This is a genomic window from Pseudoalteromonas sp. T1lg23B, assembly GCF_002964665.1.
GTDB lineage: Bacteria > Pseudomonadota > Gammaproteobacteria > Enterobacterales > Alteromonadaceae > Pseudoalteromonas.
In genome coordinates, this window is sequence record NZ_PQBZ01000034.1 from 1,511,082 (window position 1) to 1,536,961 (window position 25,880).

The window sequence follows — 25,880 nt, forward strand, 5'->3', positions numbered from 1 at the left end:
AACGCCCTACGACGTTTACAACTGTAAATTATGCGGCTTTTTCAAGCTTTTCTAAGTAGCTAACAATGTCGCTTGATTCATACAACCACTGTACATTGTTGTCTTGCTCGATGCGTAGACAAGGTACTTTGATTTTGCCCCCTTGTTCCGCCAGTTCTTGGCGAAATTGGGCATTGTTCTTCGCGTCACGCGTCTCTATTTTCAATCCCTCACGCTTAATCGCACGACGTACTTTGACGCAAAATGGACAGGCTTTAAACTGATATAGCTTTAACTGTGCTGTTTGTGCATCCAGCTTTTGTTGCTCATCCGCAGGACGCTTTTTACTGCGTGGTGTAAAAATAAAATCCAAAAGCAAAATAACTCGACCCAAAAACCAACGTACAAATTTCATGCTCGCTCCCATTCAACGATATTAATGGGCACTATATTATCACAGGCTAAAATAATTCAATATCACCGGATGAGTGGTTACAACCTTTATCTTTTAAGCTCGAAAAAGCCGTTACTCTATTTCGCCCATCTTGCTTGGACTGATAAAGCGCTTGATCGGCCCTGTTCACTAACTCTGCGACTTGTCCGGCATCTTTTAATTCCACAAACCCCATACTAATTGTCACATTACCAACCTGAGGAAATCGTGTATCAGCAATAAGCGCGCGTACACTGTCGAGTTTTTGCATTGCTTCGCCTTCATGTCGACACGGAAAAACAATAGCAAACTCTTCCCCACCGTAACGAAAAACATAATCACCAACACGAAAGTTACTTTTCAACAGTTGCGCCACCAGCAATATCACTTCATCACCAATCACGTGACCATAATTGTCGTTAACATGCTTGAATAAATCGATGTCTGCGATAGCCATGTACCAGTTCTTTTGTTGCTCATTGCCACGAACCAACCAAGCCTCTTTGCCTGCCACAATGTCGATAATTTTCTCATCAAATGTTTGTCGATTTAACAATTGAGTGAGTGGGTCTACGCGCGCGTATTGTAGTGTTGCTAGTTGGTGCACATACACATTGAGGACATGATTAAGTACGGTATGCCCAGAAGAAGGAATTATTGATTGGTCGTGCACCGCTAAAAAGCCAAGCACCAGTCCCTGATAACGCACGGGTAGAATTTGTAGTTGCGCCAAACTGAGCAGCTGAACATCCTGATTTAATTTTTTCAATCGCTCTAACAACGGTGGCACGTCAATCTCTTCCACCGCCATTTTGTATTGTTCATGCAACTCCCCCGTTGACGCAAAGGTCAAGCAAGGCGTTTGCCGCACAGACAGGCTTTTACTGAAGTAAAAAGCATATACGCAGGATTCACCAAGGAGTTGAGTTAATATTTTGGCTAAGCAGCTATCTAAAGTGTGTTCACTATTTTGCGAAATGAGCCCAATAGTCCACTCATAACCACACGATGATATTTTTTCCATCTGCAATCTTGTTGTTGTGCACAATAGCTTAAGCTTAGCGTAAGCTGCTAATTTTGCATGTGATTAACAACACACTTTTACAGTAAAACCATATCATCTCGATGGATCACAACACTTGATGCTTTGTAACCTAATGCCGAGGCGATATCTAAGCTATGACAGCCTTTGATGGTATCGAGTTCTCGCTCCGAAAATCCACATAGCCCTTTAGCAATCGCTTGCCCTTGAGCATTCGTCACAGTAATTAAATCGCCCCGCACAAAACACCCAGATACGCCTATCACTCCCTTGGCTAACAAACTTGCCCCTTGTTGTGCAATAGCAAGACAAGCGCCGTTATCAACAATCACTGTCCCCGTAGATTTAGGCGCTGACAGTAACCATTTTTTGCGCCCCTCAACGGGGGCATCAAAGCGCATAAACGTGGTGCTGAGCGCTTCTTTATTCATAATTTTCAGAATAATGTCTGCTTCACTGCCTTTGGCTATTACCGTCTCGATGCCCGCACGTTGCGCGATATCCGCGGCTTGAAGTTTCGTCGCCATCCCGCCTGTACCAAGTGATGTGCCGCTATCGCCTGCTAGGGCTCTTAGCTCATCATCAATTTTATGTACCTGCGCAATCAACTCAGCCTGAGGGTTAGTGCGTGGATCTGCGGTAAACAAGCCGACCTGATCGGTCAGCAACACCAACTTGTTCGCATTGGCTAAAATAGCCACCATTGCAGATAGATTGTCGTTGTCACCGACTTTAATTTCAGTAGTCGCAACAGCATCATTCTCATTGATGATTGGAATGACTTGATGTTTCAACAATTGCGTCAGCGTATCTCTAGCAGTTAAATAACGCTCTCGATGCTCTACATCTGCGCGAGTCAACAACATTTGTGCCACAGGGATATCATAAAGCGCAAACAAGGTTTGCCATAAGTGGATTAGCTGGCCTTGACCAATAGCTGCCAGCATTTGTTTCTCAGAAATCGAATCGCCAACATTCTGAGCTAGTTGAGAACGACCTGCAGCAACCGCGCCACTTGATACCAGCACGATTTGATGGCCTTGCAGCTTGAGTGCGGCACATTGTCGAACCAGTTCCACCATACGTGGTTTATTAAGGTGAATATCTCCTGCTGTAAGCACACTAGTTCCCAACTTTATGACAATTGTTTGCTGCCCCATAATCCCAGTCTCAGAAATAAAAAGTCAGTTATATCAGAGCGGCGTCAAGGCACAAGCAAATTTTGTTCATAACGACAGAAAGTGCTAAAATCGCGCGCCAAATGGCAGTTTCAGGTTGAGATATTTTTGTTCAACCATTGCGGTTAATCATGATCAACATCAACAACGTAAATCGGCAGCACCGTCATAGTGGCTATTAGGAGAATGGATAATGAAAACACACTCGAAACGAAAAGAACTCATCATGATGCCACTGTTACTGATCACCATAGTGTTATGCATAGGTGGGCACTATATTTTGCAACCGAATTATCAAGACAGTTCTATCGCCGAATATGCACTGGCTGCTCTGCCATTTTTAATGTTTGCGGTGGTGCTTGTGGCCATTAAACTGGCGATTAAGGCCGACAAGCAAGAAGACGAATGATGATTATAAGATGTGATAGCCAAACCAGTCTGGTTTAATGGGCTGGCTCTTACCGCTCGGTGTGAGTGCAATAAAATACTGTTGGTCAATTAAGTCTATCGCGAAACAATCATCTACATCATGCAAGTTATCTTTATGTAGGTGGCTCATACCACCGAGTAACGTTGCTTTGGCCTTTTCTTTCGCTTCACCTTCGTTGTGCGCCACAAACAAAGCAAAGTCGTGCTGCTCCGCCAATGATTCTGGCACATAGGCACCCATGTTAACAAAGTACAATTTTTGCTTATCTATTGGCTGCTCAGTTACGAGACTAACCTCATAACCATCAACATGATCGATGACAGTATATGAGTCCATATGGACCGCAGCTTTATCTCCAACCCACTGCGCTTTTAATTTTTGATAACAATCTTCGATTTTCTCGCCAACCACAAAACGTACATCGTGCATTTCTATATGGCATCCCGCAACGCGACCACCAAGGTACACCATAAACAACTTCATTTTAGTCCCTTATTAATACACAAAAACCAATAATATCATTATTTTGAGTCAAAGCTAAAACTAGGCTAAGGTGAGTTACAAAAATAGCAATCAACATGGACTAACCATATGAAACTTATAGCAAGCTTGTGTGTTCTGCTTTGTAGCCTCATGGTACAAGCCAAAACAACAATGATCCACAATATCCACGGTTATACGCCCACCAAACAAGGGGCGATAGAGTCATTTTCGGTATTGGTGTTTAAAGACGGAAAAGTCATAAAAACAGGAGATGACAAGACGCTTAAGCAGTTTCCAAATGCTGTTCGAATTGACGGTAAAGGAAAGACACTGCTACCGGGGCTCATAGATGCACACGGCCATATTATCGGTCTTGGTAATAACCTGATGCGACTTGATGTGCGAGGCAGCAAATCTATCTCTGAGGTAGGTGAACGACTCAGTGAGTACGCAAAACAAGCACCCAAAGGTTGGATCCTTGGTAGAGGTTGGGATCAAACACTGTGGCCAGAGAAAGAGTTTCCAACCGCAGCAGATCTAGACCGCTATGTAAAAGACCGCCCCGTAGTGCTCACTCGCGTTGATGGCCATGCCATCTGGGCAAATAGTAAAGCAATGCAGCTTGCGGGGATCAATGCACAAAGCCAAACACCCGCCGGTGGGGAGATTTTACGACTGACTAATAACCAGCCTAGCGGTGTATTTATCGACAAAGCAGAGCAGTTGATCAATACACATATTCCACCATTAAGTGGAGAACAAAGGCAGCTTGCACTGAACAAAGCCGGTGAACATTTGCTGAGTCTCGGGATCACCTCGGCACATGATGCCGGAATAGAGTATGGTACTTGGCAGCTTTATCAACAGCGTGCCCAGCAGCACACGCTTCCCATTCGTATCTATGCCATGTTAAGTGCCGCTGATCAGCACTTATCACGTATGTTAGAGCAAGGCGTCATTAAAGATAAAGACGACTTTTTGTCTATTCGCAGTGTGAAAATATACGCCGATGGCGCGTTAGGCAGCCGAGGCGCAGCACTACTTGATGACTACCATGATAGAGCCGGATATCAAGGCCTAATGCTGGAAACTCAACAGCAACTTGAAAGCTTACTTAAGCAAAGTTTCTCTAGTGGCTACAGTGCACACACCCATGCCATTGGCGACCGTGCCAACCGCATCGTGTTGGATAGTTATGAGAAAATATTCAAACAGGTTGGCGGTAAATTGTTGCGTAATCGCATCGAACACGCTCAGATTGTTCACCCTGACGACATTCCTCGTTTTAAAAGTCTCGCCATTATTCCTTCAATGCAGCCTATTCACGCCACCTCCGATATGCATATGGCTGAGCAACGTTTGGATAAACAGCAATTGCGCGGTGCTTATGCGTGGCAAACATTTATAAAGCAAGGCAGTAAAATAGCTGCAGGGTCAGATTTTCCGGTCGAACTTGCCAATCCATTTCATGGCCTTCATGCGGCAATCACGCGCATGTCTCGCAATGATCAACCCGAAGGTGGATGGCGTGCTCAAGAGCGGCTAAATAGAGAGCAGGCACTGCGGGCCTTCACACTTGATGCGGCTTACTCAGCATTTCAAGAACATAAACTGGGGAGCTTAGAGCACGGTAAGTGGGCAGATTTTATCATACTTGATCAAGATTATTTTCAAGTACCTGTATCACAAATAGACGATATTAAGGTTCAGCAGACTTGGCTTGCTGGTAATCTAGTCTACCAAAACTAAGCAAAAACATGGCATCGGGCTAACGCGCCCGATGCAACTTATACAAGTGATATAGATTTACCAAAGCGAGTAGACCATTTGTAAACGCAACGGGCCATGCCTCAATCATCACACCATAAATGGTAAAACACACGCAGCCGGTTAGGTTGAACCAACGTAGTTTAACCACGTTACTCATCATCAACGAGATAACCAAAAAAACCGAAGCAATATAGCCTAAATATTCCCAAGTCATTTGTTCTCTCCGGTCAGTTGAGTTAGCATAGTGGGTCGCGTAGTAACAATGTGTGTAAGATTAAGCCTAGAAGAAAAAAGCTAACCCACAAACCCCTTGAATTAGTACCCTAGTAAGCTCTAACACGGGATGGGGGCTAAACGAGGAAAACCTCAATAGCAAGTGTGAGTTAGCGTAAAAGCAATATCTTCATGCTATCTTTATTCAATATTAATAAATAGGACAAATGTCCGAAGAGCCATCTAGATGTTTCAATATCATTTTTCAACGAACTTAGTGGAACAATTGCTTAGCTTTGCGGGCAACGCTTTTGTACACAATAAAAAAGACGTATTAATCCATCAAGACGAACCTTTAACTAAGCTCATTCTAGTTAGAAGTGGCACCGTATCATTTAGTTATGATGTGGGAAATGGTCGTCGGTTGCTATTGGGGCAGCTAGATTGTAATAATACGTTGATCGGTGAAATTGAAGCGCTAAACAACCAGCCTTGTATCTATACGGTCACGTGTTTGAGCGATGTGCAATATAATCTTATTGAACTTAAACATTGGCGCCAACTGTTACTTGATAAACCCGAATTAAGTTTATATACCGCACAAACCATTGCAGCTAAATTTGCTGAGAACCAAAAAATCAATCTCGACAAATTACTGCTTCCGCTTAGCTACAACATTGCTAAAGACTGTTTATTACGCGCAGAAAATAACAACCCGACATTACTTCGTGCATATCCAACGGTCAATGCTGAAGCGGAACGTTTTGCTACCACGGAGCGGGCCTATCGACGAGTGGTGACTGAATTAGTAGATAAAGGGCTAATAGTTCGAAGCAGTGAAGGCCTAAAGCCCGTAGACTTGGATGCGTTGGAAGAGTTTGTGGATAGCTTTGCACAAATTTAAGGGGCTACCCAGTGGCTGGCCTTTTAGACCAGCCTTTCTCAAGCTTATTTAAACAAATCTTGAATTTTGCTTAAGTCTGACTTGCCTGCAATGATCTCATCAGGTGTCAGACCAGAGAGCTCGTGTGGAAACACCAACCACTCATCCGACTCATGGATAAAGTAATCTGGTTTCATTGGTACCTTAGTGTTTTTTGGCTTGTAGTATGGACAAGCAACGCGAATATCTTTTGGTAAATTAAGACGCATCAACTCCGCCAGCTTTTCTTTTAGCGCGTAGATGCTGCGGCCAGAGTCAAAAACATCATCCACAATCAACAAGGAATCACCCGCATTGGCGTTTTCAATGATGTAATGCAGTCCATGTACCTTGATTTCTTTCGACTGTTTGCCAATACCATAGTAAGACGAGGTACGTACCGCAATATGATCGGTTTCTATGCCTTTGTAATCGTAATACTCTTGTACCGCTATGCCAATGGGGGCACCACCACGCCAAATACCAATAATAAAATCAGGACGAAAACCATCTTCATAGACTTGCGCTGCAACGCGAAATGAATCTTCCAGTAGTTGCTGTGCGGTGATGTAGCACTTATCTGACATACAAAAAACCCCGTGAGAACCGAATAAAAATCGTGTGTTATCTGCTGTTAGTGATTCAACCGAAAGTAAAATTAACTAACGCAGCTTAAGTAATAACCGCATATTTTAGCGCAGTTAAATAGAAAATGCTTGCGCTGATGTGTGAGCAAATAAAAAGATCTATTTAGCTTTATTCCTAGCCTTAGTAAAGTATAAAGATTGCTCTGTGAGTTAAACAAAGTGTTTGAGTACAAACATATGACTGTAATCAGCGTGACACAGCAGCATTTTCTGATTATTTTATTGTTATTTAAGGAACTAATATGGCTGAATTAAAGGATAGGATCGTACATGAAGAAGAATTGATCCATAGACGGCTTGGTTGGATGCTTGCTTTCCAAGGCTTTTTATTTGCTTCTTATTCTAAAGTGTTTGCTGGAAGTTTAGCTTTGGACGCTAAGCTTGCAATGGTCTTGCCTGCTGTCGGCCTTGCAAGTGCTCTGCTGACTTTATCAGGCGTCTCAGCCGCATATCTGAGCATTGGTATTGAACGTAAAAAGCAGCAACCTCAGCAAGTAATCGATTTTGGAGCCAGTGGCTGGGCTAAGTATTTAGGTAGACTCAATGCGTTTGGTTTACCTATCATTCTATCAATCGCTTGGCTCTATTTGCTGTGCAGCTAACCCTCATCCTTAATGTGGAGCGAATTCACTTTGTTCCACTTCCTTTACTAGAAAGTGCTGTTTGTAGTGGCCCATCATCGCCTGCAATGCATGAAACCGCTCATCAATGTATGTAACCGGCGTGTATCTGCCACCATCTCTGAGTGAGGAGTTGTTTTGCTCAGCTCGCTGCTTTGCCAACGCCAAGGGACATTGAATATAGTTAATAACCAATTTATATCCATATTCCTTCTCAATAACCTCGTAAAGTGCTAAGTGTTGCTTTGGTGTTGAACTATGTTCAAAAACAATATGACAACCTAAATCTACGGCTCTTTGTAGTAATTCATAGCCAATGATCCTTGCCACCAGTTCACACTTGTTGAAGGCCAGCTTACTATCTAGTTCCATCAGCCGCTGGTAAAAAGAGAGTTCTTTCATTAGGGCATCAAACGAGATAAACAAGTAGCCCTCAAACTCACGTTTTTTGCTTTTAATAAACGAACTTTTTCCTGAAAAAGGAATGCCAGACACAACCTCGAATACAGGCGATATTTGTCTACTTTGGTTAGCTAGCTTTGCCGTAATGAGCGTCTCAAACTCCGCTTGAGCTTGTGCATGTGACCAGTCTAATTCGTCAATAGCAAGGTGTGTAAATACCTTCGCCATCTCGTTATATTGATAGCCAGTGACACTATAAACAACATCGTTGATCTCAAGCATTTTATGCCTCTATCCTTTAATTACTGTTTGCCAATGTAGCACAAACAATATGGTTGAAACAGCACGGTGCTAGAACTAGCGAGCAATATTGCCCCAAGCGTCACTCTAAATTTCAGGCATAAAAAAACCCCAACCAAACGGCTGGGGTTATAAAAAGTGGTACCAGTGGGCGGACTTGAACCGCCACGCCCGAAGGCAACGGATTTTGAATCCGTCATGTCTACCAATTCCATCACACTGGCATAATTTTTCTTTCATCTTCTAAAACAAGAGAAAATAAAGAAAAACCACTTTGAGCTTAGGCTTTGTTTATATTGCCCTCGTCTCTATGCATTGCATTATACAAACATCGCTTAACTCGGCAAGTAGTTTTTTTATTTACCTATGTTAACTGCTTGGTATTTGTACAAAGCGGATAGAAAACTAGCATTTATAATGATTTCGCCATTACTGCTGCCTTTGTGTAAAATACAGCACAAGTAATTGTATTTAACTTAACTAAGAGTCTGCCCATGTCTGAGTTCCCCAAAGCTGGTTTTTTTCGTCGATTGGCGTCCTTAATTTATGATGGTTTGGTGGTGATTGCATTTGCGATGCTAACAACGGTTGTTTACTTGCTCATTGTGCAAGGATTTATATCGGCCGATTTACTTTCTTTAGGAGAACACCCCGATGTGTCGGCATATATTCAAGCTTCACCTTTGTTATACGGCATCAGAGCTGCGCTGCTGATCCTAGTTAGTGTGCTATTTTTTGCTTATTTTTGGACTAAAAGCGGACAGACAATTGGTATGAGAGCTTGGCGTTTACGTGTAGAAACTCCTGCTGGAAAACTCCTGTCTTGGCCGGTAGCAATATCCCGTAGTCTATGTGCCTTGTGTGGTTTAGGAAACTTACTGGTATTAGTGGATTTTAAACACAAACGCGCCTTACAGGACCTTATCTGTAAAACACAGGTCGTGGTATTGAGCAAAGAAGAAAACAAAAAGGTGTATAACAGCCTAGATTAATAGCATACAGCCCAGAGCCCTCTGGGCTGTTAATCTCTACTGCTGGCGTTTCAGAAGATAACTGGCGATACCAATAAATAATACGCTTGGCATCATCGCCCCCATCACGGCGGGCACATCATAGACCATCACGATAGGGCCAAATATCTCATTACTTAGATGAAAGGCTAACCCCGTTATTACTCCCATGATTATTCTTGCCCCCATACTCACAGATCGTAATGGACCAAAAATAAATGACAATGCAACCAGTAACATCACCGCTATGGTTAATGGCTGCATGACTTTACGCCACAGAGCTAAATCGTAACTGCTGGTGTCTTGATCATTTTGTTCTAAATACGACAAATATGACCATATGCCTCGGAATGATAAAGACTCTGGGTCAATAGACACCACATCCAGTTTTTCTGCTGTTAATTGAGAATTATAAATTTGCGATTCGCGATAGTATGTATTGATTTTGTCTTCGCTAATAGTTACTTCTTCAATACCACTAAATATCCAACCTTGGGGTACACTTCGTCCGCGTTCAACACGCATCACTTTCTCTAATTCTAGGGCATCATTGAAATAGTAAATATTTACATCTTTGAGATCACCCGACTGCTCGATATTGCCGATATTAATAAAATTATTGCCATCTTTGGCCCACACGCCCTTTTGCGCATTGAACACCTCACCACCAAAAATGGCGTTATTGCGCAACTGTTTGGCAGCCTTTTCAGCTTGTGGCACGCCCCACTCTCCCAGCGCCATCATACATAACGCCAGCACAATGGCCGTTTTCATTACCGAACCAATTATTTGCAAGCGTGACATACCCGCGGCCTGCATCACGACTAATTCACTACTTGAGGCCAAAGCACCCAATCCAGTTAAGCCACCAATCAGCGCAGCCATTGGGAAAAATACCACAATGTCTCCTGGCATGCTGTAAACGGTATACAGCATCGCATCCAGCATATCGTAGCTACCGCGGCCAACGGACTTTAACTGCTCAATGTATTTAATAAGCGTGTTGATGCCCACGAACACCAACAGGGCAAACCCCGTGGTTTGCATAATACTGCGACCCAAATACCAATCTAATGTTTTCATCATGCAACTGACGCTCGCTTAGTTAAGATTGAGCGCACCCAAACACCAAATGGACGCCCTTTAGCAATTAAATATGCGCCAATAAATAATACACTTAAGTGGATCCACCACAAGCCAACCGCTGCTGGAATCTTACCTTCGGCTACCAAAAATTTACCGGCATTCAATAAGATAAAATATCCCAAATACAAACTAATGGCGGGCACTAATTTGGCAAATTTGCCTTGTCGCGGATTGACCACACTGAGCGGTACCGCCAATAAGGTGAGCAGTATAATTGAGATAGGTACCGACAAACGTAATTGAAACTGCGCTGCGGCTTGCGGTGTATCCATTTCCAACAGCTGTAATGTTGGAATCGCTTCTAATTTGCGACGCTGATGCTCGATCACTTGTTCACGAATTTGTACCTGATAGCTCGCAAATTCGGTCTTGTTCAAAGCCTGACTCAGACCATCTGTTTCATAGCGCTTACCATCGTTAAGTACGAGCTGTTGTTCACCGCTTTCTTGTTCCAACACGCGCCCTTTTTGCGCATAAACAATACGTGCGGCTTGATTAGAATCTTTATTCGGTAGCTGGGCGACAAACACTTTATCCAACTCTTTACCCTGATCAACAATGTTATGCACAAACACCACCGCCTTTTCATTGCCGGTTTGTTGGAATCGTCCCGCTCTGAGCGTTGACAGTCCCGATTCGGCTTCGGCCTGTTCTTTAAGTTGATACTCTTTTTCCGACGCCCAAGGCGAAATGTAAAGACTCACTACCCCTGCCAAAATCGCAAAACACACGCTTGAGACTAACGTTACTCTTACCACATACCACTCACTGACCCCGCAGGCCCTGAGTACGGTCATTTCGCTATCAGCATACACTCGGCTGTAAGCCAAAATAATGCCTAAAAACAAACTCAAAGGTAGAATGTAGACCGCCAACTGAGGCAATTTGAGCATTAATACGGAAGCCACTAATTTTGCTGGAAGGTCGCCGTCTGATGCGTCACTTAAGATCCGAACAAACTTTTGTGACAGGAAAATCGTCATCAACGTGAGAAACACGGCGATCTGCGATTTTAATACCTCAGCAGTTAAATAACGAAAAATTAGCAATGTTTGCCCCTATAAAACTTCGTGTTTCACTGGAATAGTGGGAGATTTTGAGTAAACTGGTTATTTTAGTCAGTTTATTATATGCCATCAAATTAAATTATCATACCAACACGCCAGAGATAATCACGCATTTATGGTATGGATAATAACATTGGCATAAAGTTCAAAAAGACATAACTTTAGACTCAGGAGTCGCAATGGAATTCAGCGTAAAAAGTGGCAGCCCAGAGAAACAGCGCAGTGCCTGCATCGTCGTTGGTGTATACGAACCTCGTCGTTTATCTCCAATCGGTGAACAGCTGGATAAAATCAGTGATGGTTACATCTCAAATTTATTGCGTCGTGGTGATTTAGAAGGCAAGCCCGGGCAAGTATTACTATTGCATCATGTACCAAACGTACTCAGTGAGCGCGTATTATTAGTCGGCTGTGGTAAAGAGCGAGAGCTGGACGACAAGCAATATAAACAAATTATTTCAAAAACAATCAACACATTAAATGATACCGGCTCAATGGAAGCTGTATGTTTCCTCACTGAACAACATGTGAAAGGGCGCGACACTTATTGGAAAGTGCGCCAAGCCGTTGAAACCACTCAAGACTGTTTATACACATTTAATCAGCTTAAAAGCAAAAAGGTCGATCCTCGTCGTCCACTGCGTAAAATCGTTTTCAACGTCCCCACAAGACGTGAACTTACTATCGGCGAAACCGCTATCGAGCATGGCTTAGCAATAGCCTCTGGTGCCAAACTATGTAAAGACGTGGCGAATATGCCACCAAATATTTGCAACCCTCGATACTTGGGTGAACAAGCCAAATCTCTAGAAGAATTTGCCAACGTCTCTGTGAATTTAGTTGGTGAGCAAGAAATGGAAGAACTGGGTATGCATTCCTATCTCGCCGTTGGCCGAGGTAGTGCAAATGAATCTATGATGTCGGTTATTCACTATAACGGTGGCGCAGAAGATCAGGCGCCTATCGTATTTGTGGGCAAAGGCCTAACGTTTGATTCGGGCGGTATTTCGCTGAAACCCGGCGAAGGCATGGATGAAATGAAATATGACATGGGTGGTGCTGCTGGCGTACTGGGCTTAATGCGCGCTCTAGTTGAGATGCAACTACCAATCAATGTCATAGGTGTACTAGCTGGCTGTGAAAATATGCCAGGTTCAAATGCCTATCGTCCCGGCGATATTCTAACTACCATGTCAGGTCAAACGGTTGAAGTACTTAATACCGATGCAGAAGGCCGTCTGGTTTTATGTGACGCGCTCACTTACGTAGAAGCATTCGATCCAGAGACTGTGATTGATGTAGCGACATTAACAGGCGCTTGTATAATCGCTCTTGGAGCACACGCCACCGGTTTATTGTCCACTCACAATCCGCTAGCTCACGATCTGTTAAAAGCCGGCGAACAAAGTGGCGATCGCGCATGGCAATTGCCATTATGGGATGATTACCAAGAGCAACTTGAAAGTCCGTTTGCGGATTTTAGCAATTTAGGGGGCCGCTCAGCAGGCACAATTACGGCTGCTTGCTTCTTATCTAAGTTTACTAAGAAGTATAACTGGGCACATTTAGATATCGCAGGTACCGCTTGGCGTAGTGGCAAAAACAAAGGAGCAACAGGCAGACCCGTTCCAATGTTAATGCAATACTTGCTAAACCGAGTAAACGCTACCGACATACAGCAAGATTAACCCTACCTCAGCGATTGATGGCATGGGGTTTCTGTGTCAAAATGCGGCTTTATTTTGAACGCTGAGTTTTGCCTGTAGAAATACAGAATAACCGCCCATAATGAAGTCGATGCCATGACCATCAATGCACGCTTTTATGTGTTAAAGCATGATAATGAGCCGGACGCTAATCTACCGGCTCATTTTGATCTAGCCGCTCGCGCGGCAGCCAAACAATATAGAGCGGGTCAACGCATATTTATTTATGTTGATTCTGTTGAAGATGCCCATGCGATCGATGAACACCTGTGGTGTTTCGAAGCTGACAGCTTTGTGCCTCACAATTTGCAAGGGGAAGGCCCAAAAGGGGGCGCCCCCGTTGAGATTGGGCAAACACCGCCGGTTGGACGCCGTACTGTATTGATCAATCTGGCAACAAAGTTACCCGACTTTATTCGTCGCTTTGCTCAGGTATATGATTTTGTACCTGCTGAACCACAAGCAACACAAGCGGCACGAGAACGGTTTAAGCACTTACGTCAACTTGGCGCCAGTATTTCAACCAAAGAAATTGAAAATTAAAGTATTTATTAAGGTTCTGTGAAATGGATAAAACCTATAATCCACAAGATATAGAACAGTCTTTATATCAAGACTGGGAAGAAAATGGCTATTTTAAGCCATCAGGTAAAGGCGATGCATATTCGATAATGATCCCGCCGCCCAATGTCACAGGTAGCCTGCATATGGGCCATGCTTTCCAAGATACCATCATGGATACTTTGACTCGCTATAAACGTATGCAAGGTAACAATACCTTATGGCAAGTAGGTACAGACCACGCCGGTATAGCAACACAAATGGTTGTTGAGCGAAAGCTCGCTGCAGAAGAAGGCAAAACACGTCATGACTTGGGCCGTGATGCCTTTATCGACAAGATTTGGCAGTGGAAAGCTCAATCTGGCGGCACGATCACAAAACAGCTTCGCCGTTTAGGTGCGTCAGTAGATTGGGACCGTGAACGTTTTACTATGGATGAAGGCCTTTCTGAGGCGGTAAAAGAAGTGTTTGTCCGTCTGCACAAAGAAGACCTCATTTATCGCGGTAAGCGACTAGTTAACTGGGATCCTAAGCTACACACTGCCATCTCAGATCTTGAAGTAGAAAATAAAGACAAACAAGGCCATATGTGGAATCTGCGCTACCCGCTTGCGGATGGTGTGAAAACACATGATGGTAAAGATTATATTGTTGTTGCTACAACTCGTCCTGAAACGATGCTTGGAGACACCGGCGTTGCGGTAAACCCAGAAGATGAGCGCTACAAAAACTTAGTAGGTAAAGAAATTATTTTACCAATCGTTAATCGCCGTATTCCTATCGTTGCAGATGAACACGCAGACATGGAAAAAGGGACTGGTTGTGTGAAAATAACACCGGCCCACGACTTTAACGATAACGAAGTTGGTAAACGCCACCAGTTACCGATGATCAATGTGTTTAACAAAGACGCGGCAATATTAGCAACTGGTGAAACCTATAGCTTTGACGGCAAAGAGCTTGAGTTAGACGCCCCAATTCCAGAGCGTTTCCACGGTTTGGATCGTTTTGATGCGCGCAAGTTGGTAGTGGATGAATTCGAACAAGCTGGCTTACTAGAAAAGATTGACGATCATAGCCTAACCGTTCCTTATGGCGACCGTTCGGGCGTTGTGATTGAACCATTACTTACTGATCAATGGTATGTTCGTGTAGCGCCACTGGCCAAAGTTGCGACCGAAGCGGTTGAAAACGGTGAAATTCAATTCGTTCCTAAGCAATACGAAAACATGTATTTCTCTTGGATGCGCGACGTGCAAGATTGGTGTATTTCTCGCCAGCTTTGGTGGGGACACCGTATTCCAGCATGGTACGACGAACAAGGTAACGTGTTTGTTGGCCGTGATGAAGCTGAAGTACGCCGCGAAAACAATATTGCTGAGGACGTACCGCTTACGCAAGATGAAGATGTGCTTGATACTTGGTTCTCATCGGCACTATGGACTTTCTCGACACAAGGTTGGCCACAAAACACCGATGATTTACGCGTATTCCACCCTTCTGATACGCTGGTTACGGGTTTTGATATCATTTTCTTCTGGGTAGCGCGTATGATCATGATGACTATGCACTTCATAAAAGATGAGAATGGTAAACCACAAGTACCATTTAAAACCGTTTATGTTACTGGCCTAATCCGTGACGAAAACGGCGATAAAATGTCAAAGTCCAAAGGTAACGTACTAGACCCTCTTGATATGATCGATGGTATCGACCTTGAGAGTCTAGTTGAAAAACGTACCGGCAATATGATGCAACCTCAGCTTGCAAAGAAGATTGAAAAGAACACCCGTAAAACATTTGCTGAAGGTATTGAACCTCACGGTACAGATGCGTCGCGATTTACCCTTGCAGCCATGGCTTCCACTGGTCGTGATATTAACTGGGATATGAATCGCCTAGAAGGCTATCGCAACTTCTGTAACAAGCTTTGGAACGCAAGTCGCTATGTGTTAATGAACACAGAAGAACAAGACTGTGGCTTCAATGACGCAGAAAAAGTCTATTCACTCGCTGATCGCTGGATTTTAGGACAATTCCAAAATACCGTTAAAGTATTTACAGAGCACCTTGATAACTATCGTTTTGATCTTGCTGCCAATACGATTTATGAATTCACTTGGAACCAATTCTGTGATTGGTACTTGGAGCTGACTAAACCGATTCTGTTTAAAGGCAATGACGCACAACAACGTGGTACTCGCCACACGCTCATCACGGTGTTGGAAGGCTTATTACGTCTAATGCACCCATTAATGCCATACATCACAGAAACCATCTGGCGTCGTGTTGCGCCACTGGCGGGGATTGATGCAAAAACTATCATGCTAGAGAGTTTCCCAACTTTTGATCAAAGTCAGGTTGATGAAACTGCGATGGCTGATCTTGAATGGGTAAAACAGTTTATCCTAGCAATCCGAAACATTCGTGGTGAGATGGATATTAGTCCAAACAAACCACTGAATGTATTGCTAGCAAAAGCCAGCGAGCAAGACTTACGTCGTCTAGAAGACAACAAAGCGTTCTTAAGTTCATTAGCTAAGTTGGAAACGTTCACCGTGCTTAAAAATGCTGATGAAGCACCAGCATCAGCAACTGCGTTTATCGGGAACTTAGAAATCTTAATCCCAATGGCGGGGCTAATTGATGTTGACGCTGAGCTTGCACGTATCGCCAAGCAACTTGACAAAGCCCAGAAAGGTCTAGAGCAAGTTGAGAAAAAACTCGCTAACGAAAAGTTTGTCAATAATGCGCCTGAGGCCGTATTAGCAAAAGAGAAAGAAAAGTTAGCTGAATTCTCAGATGCAAAAGCCAAATTGCTAGAGCAAAAAGCGAAGATCGAAAGTCTTTAATACCCTTTGCAGAGATTTAAAACGCGGGCATTGCCCGCGTTTTTTGTTTCTAAAACAGGGTAAACTTGATAGCATTCTGATTTTCAAAGGAAATCGAAATCATATGAATACTCGTTATGTTCTCTTAGCTGCATTGTTGTTTGCTTCACACAACGCTGCTGCACAAAATAACTGGTCAGCGGGAGCTGGTTTATTTGAATACGGAGGCCACATTGGCGCCAAATATCAGGTGCAATTAAGTGGTAACCACTTTGCTTCAGCTTCGTTTGGTGTAATAGGTTATGCATTAGGTTATGAGTACAAACTCAGCGAAAAACTTAGTATAGGCGCAACACTTGGCCAACAAGTTGGATATGCTGAAGATGGATATTTTGCCACAAAGTTGAACTACCATTTCAACGGCTTCGACAACTCTGGTTTAGTCATAGGCGCGAGTATCGGCATGAAAGAAGATGATGGTGACTGTTTAGTACTATGTCCAAAAGAAGATACCAACTCTCTCGAAGGAGCTGCGGGAATTCATATCGGCTATAAATTCTAGTGTTAGATAGGGCATTATATGCCCTATCCGTTTGGAGCCTTAACTTAGAAGCCCCTGTTGTACTGCACACCAACGACTGTCGCATGGCCTTTAGATTCAAAACCCCACGCCTGCCCTAAGTTATCCATCTCTACGAAGTTCTGTGTTTTACCGCGTAAGATACTCACTCCAACGTCAACTGAGCTGGTTTTTGATAGCTGATATTCAGCACCAAATGAGTACCAAAGTCTATCCGTGTCTGGAATTGAGATCGACATATGGTACGGATCTGCCGGTGATTCATCGTAAGCGATACCCACGCGCAGCTTTAACATTTCACTATACTGATGCTGTGCACCGACCGAGTAACGCAATGAATTTGAGAAGTTCTCATCTTTGCTAAATACCACGCCACGCCCTTCTACCTGAGCCTCTAGCGTTTTAAAACTATTCCAACCAGTCCACAATACACTGTAATGAAGCGCACTTTGTTCGCTTATCTGGTGACTACCAGAAAATTCGGCAACAGCAGGTAATGTTAACTCTAATGCGCCAGGCAGTGAAGCGCCAGCCGTGCCATAGAAAGGCGCTCCAGCAGGAAGCTGATTGCTAAATTCGCCATCAAATACAATCTCGGTTTCACTACGATAGTTAAAACCAAATCGACTATTAGCATCAAGCTGATAGCTCAGTCCAACATTCCAGCCATAACCCTGATCATCACCCTCTAAATGAACAGCTTGTGTTTGTGCTGGAACGGGTAACATTGATGTACCGAAATGACGAATGACCTTTGCATCGGCATATACATGATTAATCCCAAATGCCAAAGTGAGCTCAGGAGATACCTTGTAAGCTGCACTCACATTAGTATTAACGGTGACAATCTCAGTTTCACCCGCTAACTGCCCCGCGGCATAGTCCGCCGCAAATTCGGTTGCAAGTCCAAACTGAGAGTACACTCCCATCCCTACAAACCAGTCTTGAGTAATAGGTTGTAGGTAGTAAGCTGCTGGCACGACCGCACTTGGCGCGATACTGCTCTCATCTAGCAGCGCCGCGTCTGTACCATTATTGGTAAAAGTTCCTGTGAGGCTAACATCTGGCTCGACAAACATTGCAGCGACTGAAAGTTGCGCACTATCAAACTGACTCATTAACGCTGGGTTACGCGCCACCACCGATGCATCGTCAGCCACAGAAGCTTCACCAGCATATGCGCGACCAAGACCCGATACACTCTGCTCAGCAAGTTGAAATGCAGCAGCAAACGCCCCAGAAGAAATACACATCAAACTTGATGCTAATACGGTTTTTTTAAATAAAGACATTTTTAAATCCCACGTGTACATTCACATTTTTAAAACGCTGACACACTACCTAAATCTCAGAAAAAAAGCTGCATTTTCGAGACAATACTCTAATCAAACGAACAATTTTACATCAACGTTCACTTTTCAGCCGCTACTCTTTCCCCCCTCACCCAGTAAATGATATTGATTCCTATTTACATTGACGTAATTAATAAAATTACTTACACTCATCTCTGTGCTGTAAATTAAGGAATAAAGGGTATGCTGCTACTCATTCTATGCGCGTTGATTTTTTCAGGGGTAAGTGTTTATTGTTGGTGTAGAGCAAGTTATTGCGCTTGTCACCACGCTGGACAGTGCAACAATCCCATTAGCCTCTATTGGCTTGGCTGTATCACTCTTTCAGCATGCTCTTTAGTATTTTGCTGCTCAGCTCTACATAGCAACAAAGGAACAATGTTGTGGTTGATATTAACGACGGGTTGGCTCATGGGTGCGGCACTGTTTGAAAAGTTATCAAAGCCAGCGCGCTATAATAACACTAAGCTAGGAGGTGATCTTTTAACAAACGAGATAAGTTGATTTGATAGTCTAACGGTCTAATACTGGCAATAACTTTAATATCGTGATCTGGCGAGCTTAAATCCAGTTCCTTAGCGGTGATATGATGCATATGCTTAGTGTTGTAAAACACTCTCACTATGGGTGCTGTAGGGGCATGCTGATTACCTTCCAACACTAAAGCCAAACGCTCATTGGTAAGTTTTACAATTGAACCCACAGGATGAACGCCTAAACATTTGATAAAACGTTGGACTAACTCAGGGTCAAATTGCTCTTTGTTCGACAGTAAATATCTGAGCGCATGGACAGGCTCTTCTCCCTGTTGGTAGGGTCGTTCCGAGGTCATTGCATCATAAACGTCAACAATGGCCATCATGCGCGCTGCTTTGCTTATTTTATCGCCCTGTAAACCTCGTGGATATCCTGAACCGTCCGCTCGCTCGTGATGGTTCACTATCATATCCATAATAAGCGGTGTGATCCCTTGCTCGCCCTTGACCAGACCCAACGAGTGTACCACATGCTTTTTAACCGCTTTGAACTCCATCTCGTTGAGTTTGTCTCGTTTATTAACTAGACCCTGTGGCAATCGTGCGTGACCCACATCGTGTAGCATTGCGCCCATCGCCAATTGCTCGATCGTCGGCTGCTTAACCCCCAAGTACTTTGCAAATACACTGATCAAAATGGCGCAGTTAATCATATGACGCCAATTATACCCTTCTCTATCTTGTAGACGTGTCAATATTGCCATTGCATTGCTGTTACGCAGTACTGACTCAACAATCTCTTTGCTAATTTGGTTGATTAAACTGACGTCAGCCTTCATACCTGAGGTAATATCACCGTATAGAACTTGTATCTTACGGTTATGCATCTCAAAGGCCTGACTTGCGATCAAGAACTCTTTTTCGAGAGAGTTTGCGGTGCTGTCCTGTTCTTGCTTTTTACGAGAACGTGTTTGTGACTCTTCCTGTTGTTGTCCTCTACGCCTTCTTCTTTGCTTAGCTTCTATAAACTCAGATTCAGGTGTATTACGCTCAAGTGTTTCTTCACTCACTTGGTATTTTTGTGGGATTGCTATCTCACTCAGTGCAAAGTCGATATTCAGCTCTAACACACCTTCATCATGCAAGCGACTGATGATCCCTTGATCCCGAACTAAGCCCCGCGATTTGATTTTCACACCCGCATCAGCACGCTGTTTGTGAACACTATCCACAAACATGCCTGGTTTGAGTTCCGAAATTGGCAGTGTGACTCGCATAGCTGGATTCAATCAAGATAAAGACATCAAGTACGATTAATAGCACTTTTCGGTATAAAGAGTCTATATTACATTCGTTAAATAAGAATTAACTATTAGAATTTGGCAACAGAAAGGTGGTAAAACAGAAGTTTGGTAGGTGCCAACTGCGTTTGGCACCTAAATCGCTTAAGAACAGCTCATAAAGTTACTTACTCTTGAAAATAAGTTCCCCAACCGTCATATTCAACATTGTGTTCTTGAGCGAGCGCAACCAGCTTGTCTACATCTTCCATAATCACGTCTGCGTCTAGCTCAACCTCGACTACAATATCGAATCCCCAGATTTTACTGCCATCTTCTAACTCAAGCTCAGCGGGGTCTTCAACATCATACCCAAGTCTAAATGCAGCCAACGCAGCATTTTCCAGTTTTTTGAAGTCTTCACATACAAAGTGATGCTCTACTTCATACAACTTATCAGTCGCGGAACCATCTTCTAAAAGCGAATCAACAATGTCTTCACTTATTTCGCGCCAGTTTTCCATTATTCTCTCTCACTTTTTCATCAAGCAAGGCAATACGCTGTGCCATTAGTGCATGTACTGCCTGAGCATGTTCACGAGCGCTGATTTGTTCATCTAAATAAACCGGCGCTAAAATATCGATATAGATTGTACCATTGTCCCAACGATTTAGCTTAATACTATTGTGTGTACTGTTCATACACACAGGCACAACCGGCACCTGAGCATTTAACGCGGTATGAAATGCTCCGGTTTTAAATGGCAACAAGCCTCGTCCATAACTTCTTGTTCCTTCTGGAAACATCCACAGAGACAGACCCTTACTTTTTATCTTGGCGGCTGACTTACCCAAAGTACCTACCGCTTTAGAGCGGTTGCTACGATTGATAAGAATATTGCCAGATAACCAATATAGTTGGCCGAAGAATGGGATCCACTTTAAACTCTTCTTACCCATACTCACGGTTTTTTCTGGAACCACGGCTGTTAAAGTAAAAAGATCATAGTTATTTTGATGGTTAGCTACATATACCGCAGGCCCTAAGTTTACACTGTCAGGGTGACGAGATACGGCCAACTTAACCCCTATCACCTTTGACATTTTGCCGAACCAACTAGCTATCGTGTGCACGTTATTGGGATGAAATGGACGTACGGTGCATAGTAATAGCCCAAGTATACAGCTAAAAATAATAAACAACGCCATCGCTGCGATACGTAATACTGCCAACAAAATTATGTCTCCTCATTTTCGAAGGCGCATTATAATCAAAATAGCGAACACTTGTAAGCTCAAATATCCCATTACTTTATCCACAAAAACAAAAAAGCCGCTAACATGTAGCGGCTTCTTTTTAAATTCAATAAATTATCAGCTCATCGCAAGTTGCAGCTTTTTCATTGCCGATTTTTCTAGCTGACGTACACGCTCAGCAGATACGTTGTACTTCTCAGCCAAGTCTTGCAATGTGGCTTTTTCATCAGCTAACCAACGTGCACTGACAATATCCTGAGAGCGCTCATCCAAGGTCTTCAACGCTGAGAACAAACGATTCTCTGATTGCTCCTGCCATTGCTCTTGCTCAATGACTTCAGCTAAGTCACTGTTTGCATCCGTTAGATACTGAACAGGAGAGTAACTACTTGCTGGAGAATCATCATTATCATCTTGAGTTAGGTCAAAGCCCATATCTTGCCCACTCATGCGAGATTCCATTTCACGGACTTCTTTTTCACTGACTCCTAACTCATTGGCCACTGTCGTCACCTCGTCTTGGTTAAACCAACCTAGACGTTTTTTGTTCTTGCGAAGATTGAAAAACAATTTACGTTGTGCTTTGGTCGTAGCAACTTTAACTATGCGCCAGTTTTTCAGCACATACTCATGAATTTCAGCTTTGATCCAATGCACTGCAAATGAAACAAGTCTTACGCCAACATCAGGATTAAAACGTTTAACAGCCTTCATCAGACCTATGTTACCTTCTTGGATAAGGTCTGCTTGAGGCAGGCCATAACCCGCGTAGCTTTTTGCAATATGGGCAACAAAGCGAAGGTGAGAAACGATAAGCTTTTTAGCAGCTTCCAGATCACCTTCTTGTTGAAGGCGAGTGGCCAACGCTTTTTCTTGCTCAGCATCAAGCATAGGAATGGCACTCACAGTTTGTAAGTAACCGTCTAAGCTTGCGCTTTGTTGTCCAGCTGTTAGTGCTAATGCATATATATCTTTACTCATTTTTCACCTCAGTGATAAATATTTCAGTCCATTTTAGCACTCTTTGAGCAAGAGTGCTAATGCGTATATAATACTTTTTCCAAAGAAAATGCAAGTGTTTTCTTTCTTCTTTTTAAAAAGCAAATAAACAATTGATTTAAATAGGATAAAAGAATCGTGCTAGGACGATAGGTTCGCTTACCTACTAGCAGCGTACCTACCTTTTGTGAACTAATTATGACTAAACACAAGCACTTAAACGACATTATAGCAACGCCCAAGTGCTTAATTTAGCACTCTATACCTTGTCAGGCTCAATATCTTTAATATAGCGGTGCACCGACAGAAATGACCCACCAAAGCCTAACATTACCGCCAACAATAGTAAGGTGATTAGCTCATTGCCATTGAGTCCTTGCAGAACAAATGAACTTTGGTATACACCAGCGACCATAGAGACAGCAGATTCCAACCACCATAGCATCATGGCTACACTCATAAAAGCAACTAAGCCACCTACAATGCCATACCATATCCCAGTCCATATAAATGGTGTATGAATAAAGGTATTGGTTGCTCCAACAAGTTTCAGTACTTGGATCTCTTCTTTCTTATCCATGATAGAGAGGCGTATCGTATTACCAATAATTAGGATCACGGCGCTCAGTAACAATAGCGCAATTGTTACAACACTTTCTTTCAGTAGGCTCAATAAGGCATTTAGACGCTCTAACCACTCTATATCCAGCTTACCAAATTCAACTTCTCTTTCATCTTCTAGTTTATCCAGTAGTTGCTGCGCTGCTTGTGGTTTTCGATATCTGCTGGTTGGTGTGACCAGAACCACATTAGGCAAGGGGTTTTCCTCAAGATAATCCAACGCCTGCCCAAACCCCGACACTCGCTTAAACTCTTCCAATGCTTTTGTTTTGGAGATCAGCTTGACGTCTTCAACCTCCGGATACAATGCCAAGCGTTTAACTAAGGTCTGAGTTTGTTGCTCTGTCATGGAGTCTTTTACAAATAAAGAAATCTCAGCGGCATCACTAAAGCCACTGCTGACCTGCTGCACATTTTTAACCACGATATACAAAGTTGCTGGCAGTGTGAGGCTTAACCCTAGTACTAAAATAGTCATCAATGAAGCCATCGGTGTACGCCACATTTCTCCTAGAGAATTAACTCCTTGGCGAAATACCGTCAATACGAAAAAGTAGCACCCCATAATCCAAGATTTATCAAGACTGCTAGTTTGTGCGTCACGGCCTTTGAAAAGTAAACTCATAGCTGTCCCTCCATCAATGGGTCTTGGCTTAAGCGACCATGATTTAGAGTCAGACTACGGTATTTCATACGCGCAATCAGACCTAAATCATGAGTGGCAATTAACACTGCAGTACCATGACGATTAAAGTCTTCGAATAAACGCAGGATCTCCATTGATAGCTCAGGGTCTAAGTTACCAGTCGGTTCATCTGCCAAAAGCAATGGTGGAGAATTTACGATAGCGCGAGCAATACCAACACGTTGTTGCTCACCACCAGACAAAGTGCTTGGCTGACATCGTACTTTATCTAACAGTCCTACCTTATCTAATGCAGCATGGACCCGTTTGGCAATATGCTTGTGATGCATGCCTTCTATGACTAGCGGCAGCGCAACATTATCAAATACATTGTAGCGTTCAAGTAAACGATGGTTTTGAAAAATGATACCAATATCCCGACGTACAAAGGGGATCTGGCGATTACTTACCCCGTTTAAATCGACACCATTAATAAATACACGCCCTGCTGAGGGGCGTTCCATAACGCTGATCAACTTTAATAAGGTACTCTTACCCGCACCACTGTGACCTGTCAAAAAAGCCAATTCACCATTACCTAGCTCAAAACTGACTTTTTCTAAAGCTCGGTGGCCACCCGGATACGTTTTACTGACTTGGTCAAATTTGATCATGTTAGGCCTGCTTATAATTGTGTTTTAGACCAAAGAAAGGGAGCACTTTGTCTCCCACTTATTATTTTACGCGTCATCGTTGCTAAATAACGCTTCGATAAAATCATCACTTTTAAAGGTGCGTAAATCGTCAATCCCTTCACCTACACCGATATAACGAATTGGTATCTGGAATTTATCTGCGACAGCAAAGATGACGCCACCTTTTGCTGTACCATCTAGCTTAGTCAAAGAAATACCCGTTAGGCCAACGGCCTGATTGAATAGGTTAACTTGGCTGATAGCATTTTGACCCGTTCCTGCATCGATTGTCAGCATGACTTCATGAGGTGCATCTGGGTCCAGTTTTTTCATAACACGAGCGATTTTTTCCAGCTCTTGCATCAGATTATCTTTGTTCTGTAAGCGACCAGCTGTATCGGCTATCAATACATCGATATTACGCGCTTTCGCAGCTTGAAATGCATCAAAAACTACCGACGCACTGTCAGCACCGGTATGTTGTGCAACCACGGGGATATCGTTACGCTCTCCCCAAACCTGTAACTGCTCCACGGCTGCTGCTCGGAAAGTGTCACCCGCCGCCAACATAACAGACTTCCCTTGCTGTTGAAATTGCTTGGCCATTTTACCTATGGTGGTAGTTTTACCTACTCCATTAACGCCAACCATCAGGATCACAAATGGCTTTTTGTCTTTTGGGATCTCAAGTGGCTGTTCTGCTTCTTTGAGCATCTCAGCCATTTCTTGCTTCATTAGCTCGTAAAGTGCATCACCATCTTTTAACTGCTTACGATCCGCCGCATCTGTCAAGCTATCAATTAACTTCATGGTGGTATCAACGCCTAAATCGGCTGTTAATAGCTGAGTTTCAAGCTCTTCGAATAACTCATCATCAATCTTTTTGCCCTTAAAGATTGACGCTATGCCAGAACCTAAATTTACTTTGGTTTTAAGCAAGCCTTTTTTCAATCTGGTGAAGAAGCCTTCTTTCTTCGGTTTATCTTCGGCATCTTTGGCTTGGGCTTCTGCTGCGGCTTGCTCTGCTTGTGCTTTCGCCTCGGCTTCTGCGGCTAATCGTTGACGCTCGGCCTCTTCTGCGACGGCTTGCTCTGCCTGTGCTTTCGCCTCGGCTTCTGCAGCTAAACGTTGACGCTCGGCCTCTTCTGCAGCGGCTTGCTCTGCCTGTGCTTTCGCCTCGGCTTCTGCAGCTAAACGTTGACGCTCGGCCTCTTCTGCGGCGGCTTGCTCCGCTTGTGCTTTCGCCTCGGCTTCT

The 25,880-nt window shown here is 43.5% G+C and carries 26 protein-coding genes and 1 tRNA gene; 9 read left to right on the top strand and 18 right to left on the bottom strand.

The features are described from left to right. Positions 1-28: 28 nt before the first annotated feature. From C2M32_RS15330 to proB, 3 genes are all read right to left on the bottom strand, one after another. Entirely contained in the window at positions 29-394 is a 366-nt protein-coding gene (locus tag C2M32_RS15330; protein WP_105169168.1) for a glutaredoxin family protein, read from the bottom strand. Between the two features lie 46 nt (positions 395-440). Continuing rightward, positions 441-1,436, bottom strand: coding sequence for a GGDEF domain-containing protein (locus C2M32_RS15335; protein ID WP_105169169.1), 996 nt, complete (start codon positions 1,434-1,436; stop codon positions 441-443). Between the two features lie 77 nt (positions 1,437-1,513). Beyond that, positions 1,514-2,617, bottom strand: a complete 1,104-nt coding sequence (proB, locus tag C2M32_RS15340; RefSeq protein WP_199886175.1) for a glutamate 5-kinase — start codon at positions 2,615-2,617, stop codon at positions 1,514-1,516. 208 nt (positions 2,618-2,825) lie between these two features. Here proB and C2M32_RS15345 point away from each other — a divergent pair, with 208 nt between their 5' ends. Beyond that, positions 2,826-3,041: a hypothetical protein gene (locus C2M32_RS15345; protein ID WP_105169171.1), complete on the top strand. Its 216-nt coding sequence runs from the start codon at positions 2,826-2,828 to the stop codon at positions 3,039-3,041. A gap of 3 nt (positions 3,042-3,044) precedes the next feature. Here C2M32_RS15345 and C2M32_RS15350 read toward each other — a convergent pair whose 3' ends face one another. Next, positions 3,045-3,545, bottom strand: a complete 501-nt coding sequence (locus C2M32_RS15350; RefSeq protein ID WP_105169172.1) for a DUF1543 domain-containing protein — start codon at positions 3,543-3,545, stop codon at positions 3,045-3,047. Positions 3,546-3,653: 108 nt separating this feature from the next. Between C2M32_RS15350 and C2M32_RS15355 the strand changes: the two genes are divergently transcribed. Then, positions 3,654-5,294, top strand: a complete 1,641-nt coding sequence (locus tag C2M32_RS15355; RefSeq protein ID WP_105169173.1) for an amidohydrolase — start codon at positions 3,654-3,656, stop codon at positions 5,292-5,294. 19 nt (positions 5,295-5,313) lie between these two features. Here C2M32_RS15355 and C2M32_RS15360 read toward each other — a convergent pair whose 3' ends face one another. Beyond that, entirely contained in the window at positions 5,314-5,529 is a 216-nt protein-coding gene (locus C2M32_RS15360) for a YgjV family protein (protein WP_105169174.1), read from the bottom strand. A gap of 246 nt (positions 5,530-5,775) precedes the next feature. On the opposite strand from C2M32_RS15360, the gene C2M32_RS15365 reads away from it, so the two are divergent. Continuing rightward, the gene (locus tag C2M32_RS15365) at positions 5,776-6,432 is read left to right on the top strand and encodes a Crp/Fnr family transcriptional regulator (RefSeq protein ID WP_105169175.1); all 657 of its coding nucleotides are present in this window, start codon (positions 5,776-5,778) and stop codon (positions 6,430-6,432) included. A 44-nt stretch (positions 6,433-6,476) separates the two neighbouring features. Here the strand turns inward: C2M32_RS15365 and C2M32_RS15370 are convergent, their stop codons facing one another. Continuing rightward, a complete protein-coding gene (locus C2M32_RS15370; protein WP_105169176.1) occupies positions 6,477-7,037 on the bottom strand; it encodes a phosphoribosyltransferase in 561 nt (186 codons plus the stop codon). A gap of 302 nt (positions 7,038-7,339) precedes the next feature. On the opposite strand from C2M32_RS15370, the gene C2M32_RS15375 reads away from it, so the two are divergent. Next, entirely contained in the window at positions 7,340-7,699 is a 360-nt protein-coding gene (locus C2M32_RS15375) for a hypothetical protein (RefSeq protein WP_105169177.1), read from the top strand. A 9-nt stretch (positions 7,700-7,708) separates the two neighbouring features. On the opposite strand, the gene C2M32_RS15380 is transcribed toward C2M32_RS15375, so the two are convergent. Next, on the bottom strand, positions 7,709-8,401 hold the full coding sequence (locus C2M32_RS15380) for a zeta toxin family protein (RefSeq protein ID WP_105169178.1): 693 nt from the start codon (positions 8,399-8,401) through the stop codon (positions 7,709-7,711). Between the two features lie 157 nt (positions 8,402-8,558). Next, positions 8,559-8,643 (bottom strand) — tRNA-Leu (locus tag C2M32_RS15385). Positions 8,644-8,913: 270 nt separating this feature from the next. Between C2M32_RS15385 and C2M32_RS15390 the strand changes: the two genes are divergently transcribed. Then, positions 8,914-9,411, top strand: coding sequence for an RDD family protein (locus C2M32_RS15390; protein ID WP_105169179.1), 498 nt, complete (start codon positions 8,914-8,916; stop codon positions 9,409-9,411). Between the two features lie 36 nt (positions 9,412-9,447). Here C2M32_RS15390 and lptG read toward each other — a convergent pair whose 3' ends face one another. Continuing rightward, on the bottom strand, positions 9,448-10,515 hold the full coding sequence (gene lptG, locus C2M32_RS15395; RefSeq protein WP_105169180.1) for an LPS export ABC transporter permease LptG: 1,068 nt from the start codon (positions 10,513-10,515) through the stop codon (positions 9,448-9,450). Next, positions 10,512-11,624 carry an LPS export ABC transporter permease LptF gene (lptF, locus tag C2M32_RS15400; protein WP_105169181.1) on the bottom strand — a complete coding sequence of 371 codons (1,113 nt, stop codon included), beginning with the start codon at positions 11,622-11,624 and terminating at the stop codon, positions 10,512-10,514. Before lptF ends, lptG begins: the two co-directional genes overlap by 4 nt. A 197-nt stretch (positions 11,625-11,821) precedes the next feature. On the opposite strand from lptF, the gene pepA reads away from it, so the two are divergent. The 4 genes from pepA (at position 11,822) to C2M32_RS15420 (ending at position 17,302) form a co-directional block, all read left to right on the top strand. Then, positions 11,822-13,330, top strand: a complete 1,509-nt coding sequence (gene pepA / locus C2M32_RS15405) for a leucyl aminopeptidase (protein WP_105169182.1) — start codon at positions 11,822-11,824, stop codon at positions 13,328-13,330. Between the two features lie 114 nt (positions 13,331-13,444). Next, the gene (locus tag C2M32_RS15410; RefSeq protein WP_105169183.1) at positions 13,445-13,891 is read left to right on the top strand and encodes a DNA polymerase III subunit chi; all 447 of its coding nucleotides are present in this window, start codon (positions 13,445-13,447) and stop codon (positions 13,889-13,891) included. Between the two features lie 23 nt (positions 13,892-13,914). Then, positions 13,915-16,761 carry a valine--tRNA ligase gene (locus C2M32_RS15415; RefSeq protein WP_105169184.1) on the top strand — a complete coding sequence of 949 codons (2,847 nt, stop codon included), beginning with the start codon at positions 13,915-13,917 and terminating at the stop codon, positions 16,759-16,761. 103 nt (positions 16,762-16,864) lie between these two features. Next, positions 16,865-17,302, top strand: a complete 438-nt coding sequence (locus tag C2M32_RS15420; protein ID WP_105169185.1) for a hypothetical protein — start codon at positions 16,865-16,867, stop codon at positions 17,300-17,302. Positions 17,303-17,346: 44 nt separating this feature from the next. Here the strand turns inward: C2M32_RS15420 and C2M32_RS15425 are convergent, their stop codons facing one another. The 8 genes from C2M32_RS15425 to ftsY all read right to left on the bottom strand — a co-directional run. Further along, positions 17,347-18,612 carry an outer membrane protein transport protein gene (locus C2M32_RS15425; RefSeq protein ID WP_105169186.1) on the bottom strand — a complete coding sequence of 422 codons (1,266 nt, stop codon included), beginning with the start codon at positions 18,610-18,612 and terminating at the stop codon, positions 17,347-17,349. A 523-nt stretch (positions 18,613-19,135) separates the two neighbouring features. Continuing rightward, on the bottom strand, positions 19,136-20,425 hold the full coding sequence (locus tag C2M32_RS15430; RefSeq protein WP_105169187.1) for an HD-GYP domain-containing protein: 1,290 nt from the start codon (positions 20,423-20,425) through the stop codon (positions 19,136-19,138). A gap of 191 nt (positions 20,426-20,616) precedes the next feature. Then, complete coding sequence (gene rraB / locus C2M32_RS15435; RefSeq protein WP_070993416.1) at positions 20,617-20,952, bottom strand: ribonuclease E inhibitor RraB; 336 nt, start codon at positions 20,950-20,952, stop codon at positions 20,617-20,619. Continuing rightward, on the bottom strand, positions 20,927-21,664 hold the full coding sequence (locus C2M32_RS15440; protein ID WP_199886163.1) for a 1-acylglycerol-3-phosphate O-acyltransferase: 738 nt from the start codon (positions 21,662-21,664) through the stop codon (positions 20,927-20,929). The genes rraB and C2M32_RS15440 overlap by 26 nt, the downstream gene beginning before the upstream one ends. 138 nt (positions 21,665-21,802) lie before the next feature. Next, positions 21,803-22,666 (bottom strand): RNA polymerase sigma factor RpoH, encoded by an 864-nt coding sequence (gene rpoH / locus C2M32_RS15445; RefSeq protein ID WP_105169188.1) that lies wholly within the window; start codon positions 22,664-22,666, stop codon positions 21,803-21,805. A gap of 277 nt (positions 22,667-22,943) precedes the next feature. After that, on the bottom strand, positions 22,944-23,930 hold the full coding sequence (ftsX, locus tag C2M32_RS15450; protein WP_105169189.1) for a permease-like cell division protein FtsX: 987 nt from the start codon (positions 23,928-23,930) through the stop codon (positions 22,944-22,946). Continuing rightward, entirely contained in the window at positions 23,927-24,604 is a 678-nt protein-coding gene (ftsE, locus tag C2M32_RS15455) for a cell division ATP-binding protein FtsE (protein WP_070993420.1), read from the bottom strand. The genes ftsX and ftsE overlap by 4 nt, the downstream gene beginning before the upstream one ends. A 66-nt stretch (positions 24,605-24,670) precedes the next feature. Further along, positions 24,671-25,880: signal recognition particle-docking protein FtsY (ftsY, locus tag C2M32_RS15460; RefSeq protein WP_234401308.1), on the bottom strand; the 1,210-nt coding region annotated here is incomplete at its 5' end.

Bases quoted from the DNA above. Each gene is read 5' to 3' on its own strand.
- C2M32_RS15330 (WP_105169168.1), bottom strand. From the start codon at position 394: ATGAAATTTGTACGTTGGTTTTTGGGTCGAGTTATTTTGCTTTTGGAT.
- C2M32_RS15335 (WP_105169169.1), bottom strand. From the start codon at position 1,436: ATGGAAAAAATATCATCGTGTGGTTATGAGTGGACTATTGGGCTCATT.
- C2M32_RS15345 (WP_105169171.1), top strand. From the start codon at position 2,826: ATGAAAACACACTCGAAACGAAAAGAACTCATCATGATGCCACTGTTA.
- C2M32_RS15350 (WP_105169172.1), bottom strand. From the start codon at position 3,545: ATGAAGTTGTTTATGGTGTACCTTGGTGGTCGCGTTGCGGGATGCCAT.
- C2M32_RS15355 (WP_105169173.1), top strand. From the start codon at position 3,654: ATGAAACTTATAGCAAGCTTGTGTGTTCTGCTTTGTAGCCTCATGGTA.
- C2M32_RS15360 (WP_105169174.1), bottom strand. From the start codon at position 5,529: ATGACTTGGGAATATTTAGGCTATATTGCTTCGGTTTTTTTGGTTATC.
- C2M32_RS15365 (WP_105169175.1), top strand. From the start codon at position 5,776: ATGTTTCAATATCATTTTTCAACGAACTTAGTGGAACAATTGCTTAGC.
- C2M32_RS15370 (WP_105169176.1), bottom strand. From the start codon at position 7,037: ATGTCAGATAAGTGCTACATCACCGCACAGCAACTACTGGAAGATTCA.
- C2M32_RS15375 (WP_105169177.1), top strand. From the start codon at position 7,340: ATGGCTGAATTAAAGGATAGGATCGTACATGAAGAAGAATTGATCCAT.
- C2M32_RS15380 (WP_105169178.1), bottom strand. From the start codon at position 8,401: ATGCTTGAGATCAACGATGTTGTTTATAGTGTCACTGGCTATCAATAT.
- C2M32_RS15390 (WP_105169179.1), top strand. From the start codon at position 8,914: ATGTCTGAGTTCCCCAAAGCTGGTTTTTTTCGTCGATTGGCGTCCTTA.
- lptG (WP_105169180.1), bottom strand. From the start codon at position 10,515: ATGATGAAAACATTAGATTGGTATTTGGGTCGCAGTATTATGCAAACC.
- pepA (WP_105169182.1), top strand. From the start codon at position 11,822: ATGGAATTCAGCGTAAAAAGTGGCAGCCCAGAGAAACAGCGCAGTGCC.
- C2M32_RS15410 (WP_105169183.1), top strand. From the start codon at position 13,445: ATGACCATCAATGCACGCTTTTATGTGTTAAAGCATGATAATGAGCCG.
- C2M32_RS15415 (WP_105169184.1), top strand. From the start codon at position 13,915: ATGGATAAAACCTATAATCCACAAGATATAGAACAGTCTTTATATCAA.
- C2M32_RS15420 (WP_105169185.1), top strand. From the start codon at position 16,865: ATGAATACTCGTTATGTTCTCTTAGCTGCATTGTTGTTTGCTTCACAC.
- C2M32_RS15425 (WP_105169186.1), bottom strand. From the start codon at position 18,612: ATGTCTTTATTTAAAAAAACCGTATTAGCATCAAGTTTGATGTGTATT.
- C2M32_RS15430 (WP_105169187.1), bottom strand. From the start codon at position 20,425: ATGCGAGTCACACTGCCAATTTCGGAACTCAAACCAGGCATGTTTGTG.
- rraB (WP_070993416.1), bottom strand. From the start codon at position 20,952: ATGGAAAACTGGCGCGAAATAAGTGAAGACATTGTTGATTCGCTTTTA.
- rpoH (WP_105169188.1), bottom strand. From the start codon at position 22,666: ATGAGTAAAGATATATATGCATTAGCACTAACAGCTGGACAACAAAGC.
- ftsX (WP_105169189.1), bottom strand. From the start codon at position 23,930: ATGAGTTTACTTTTCAAAGGCCGTGACGCACAAACTAGCAGTCTTGAT.
- ftsE (WP_070993420.1), bottom strand. From the start codon at position 24,604: ATGATCAAATTTGACCAAGTCAGTAAAACGTATCCGGGTGGCCACCGA.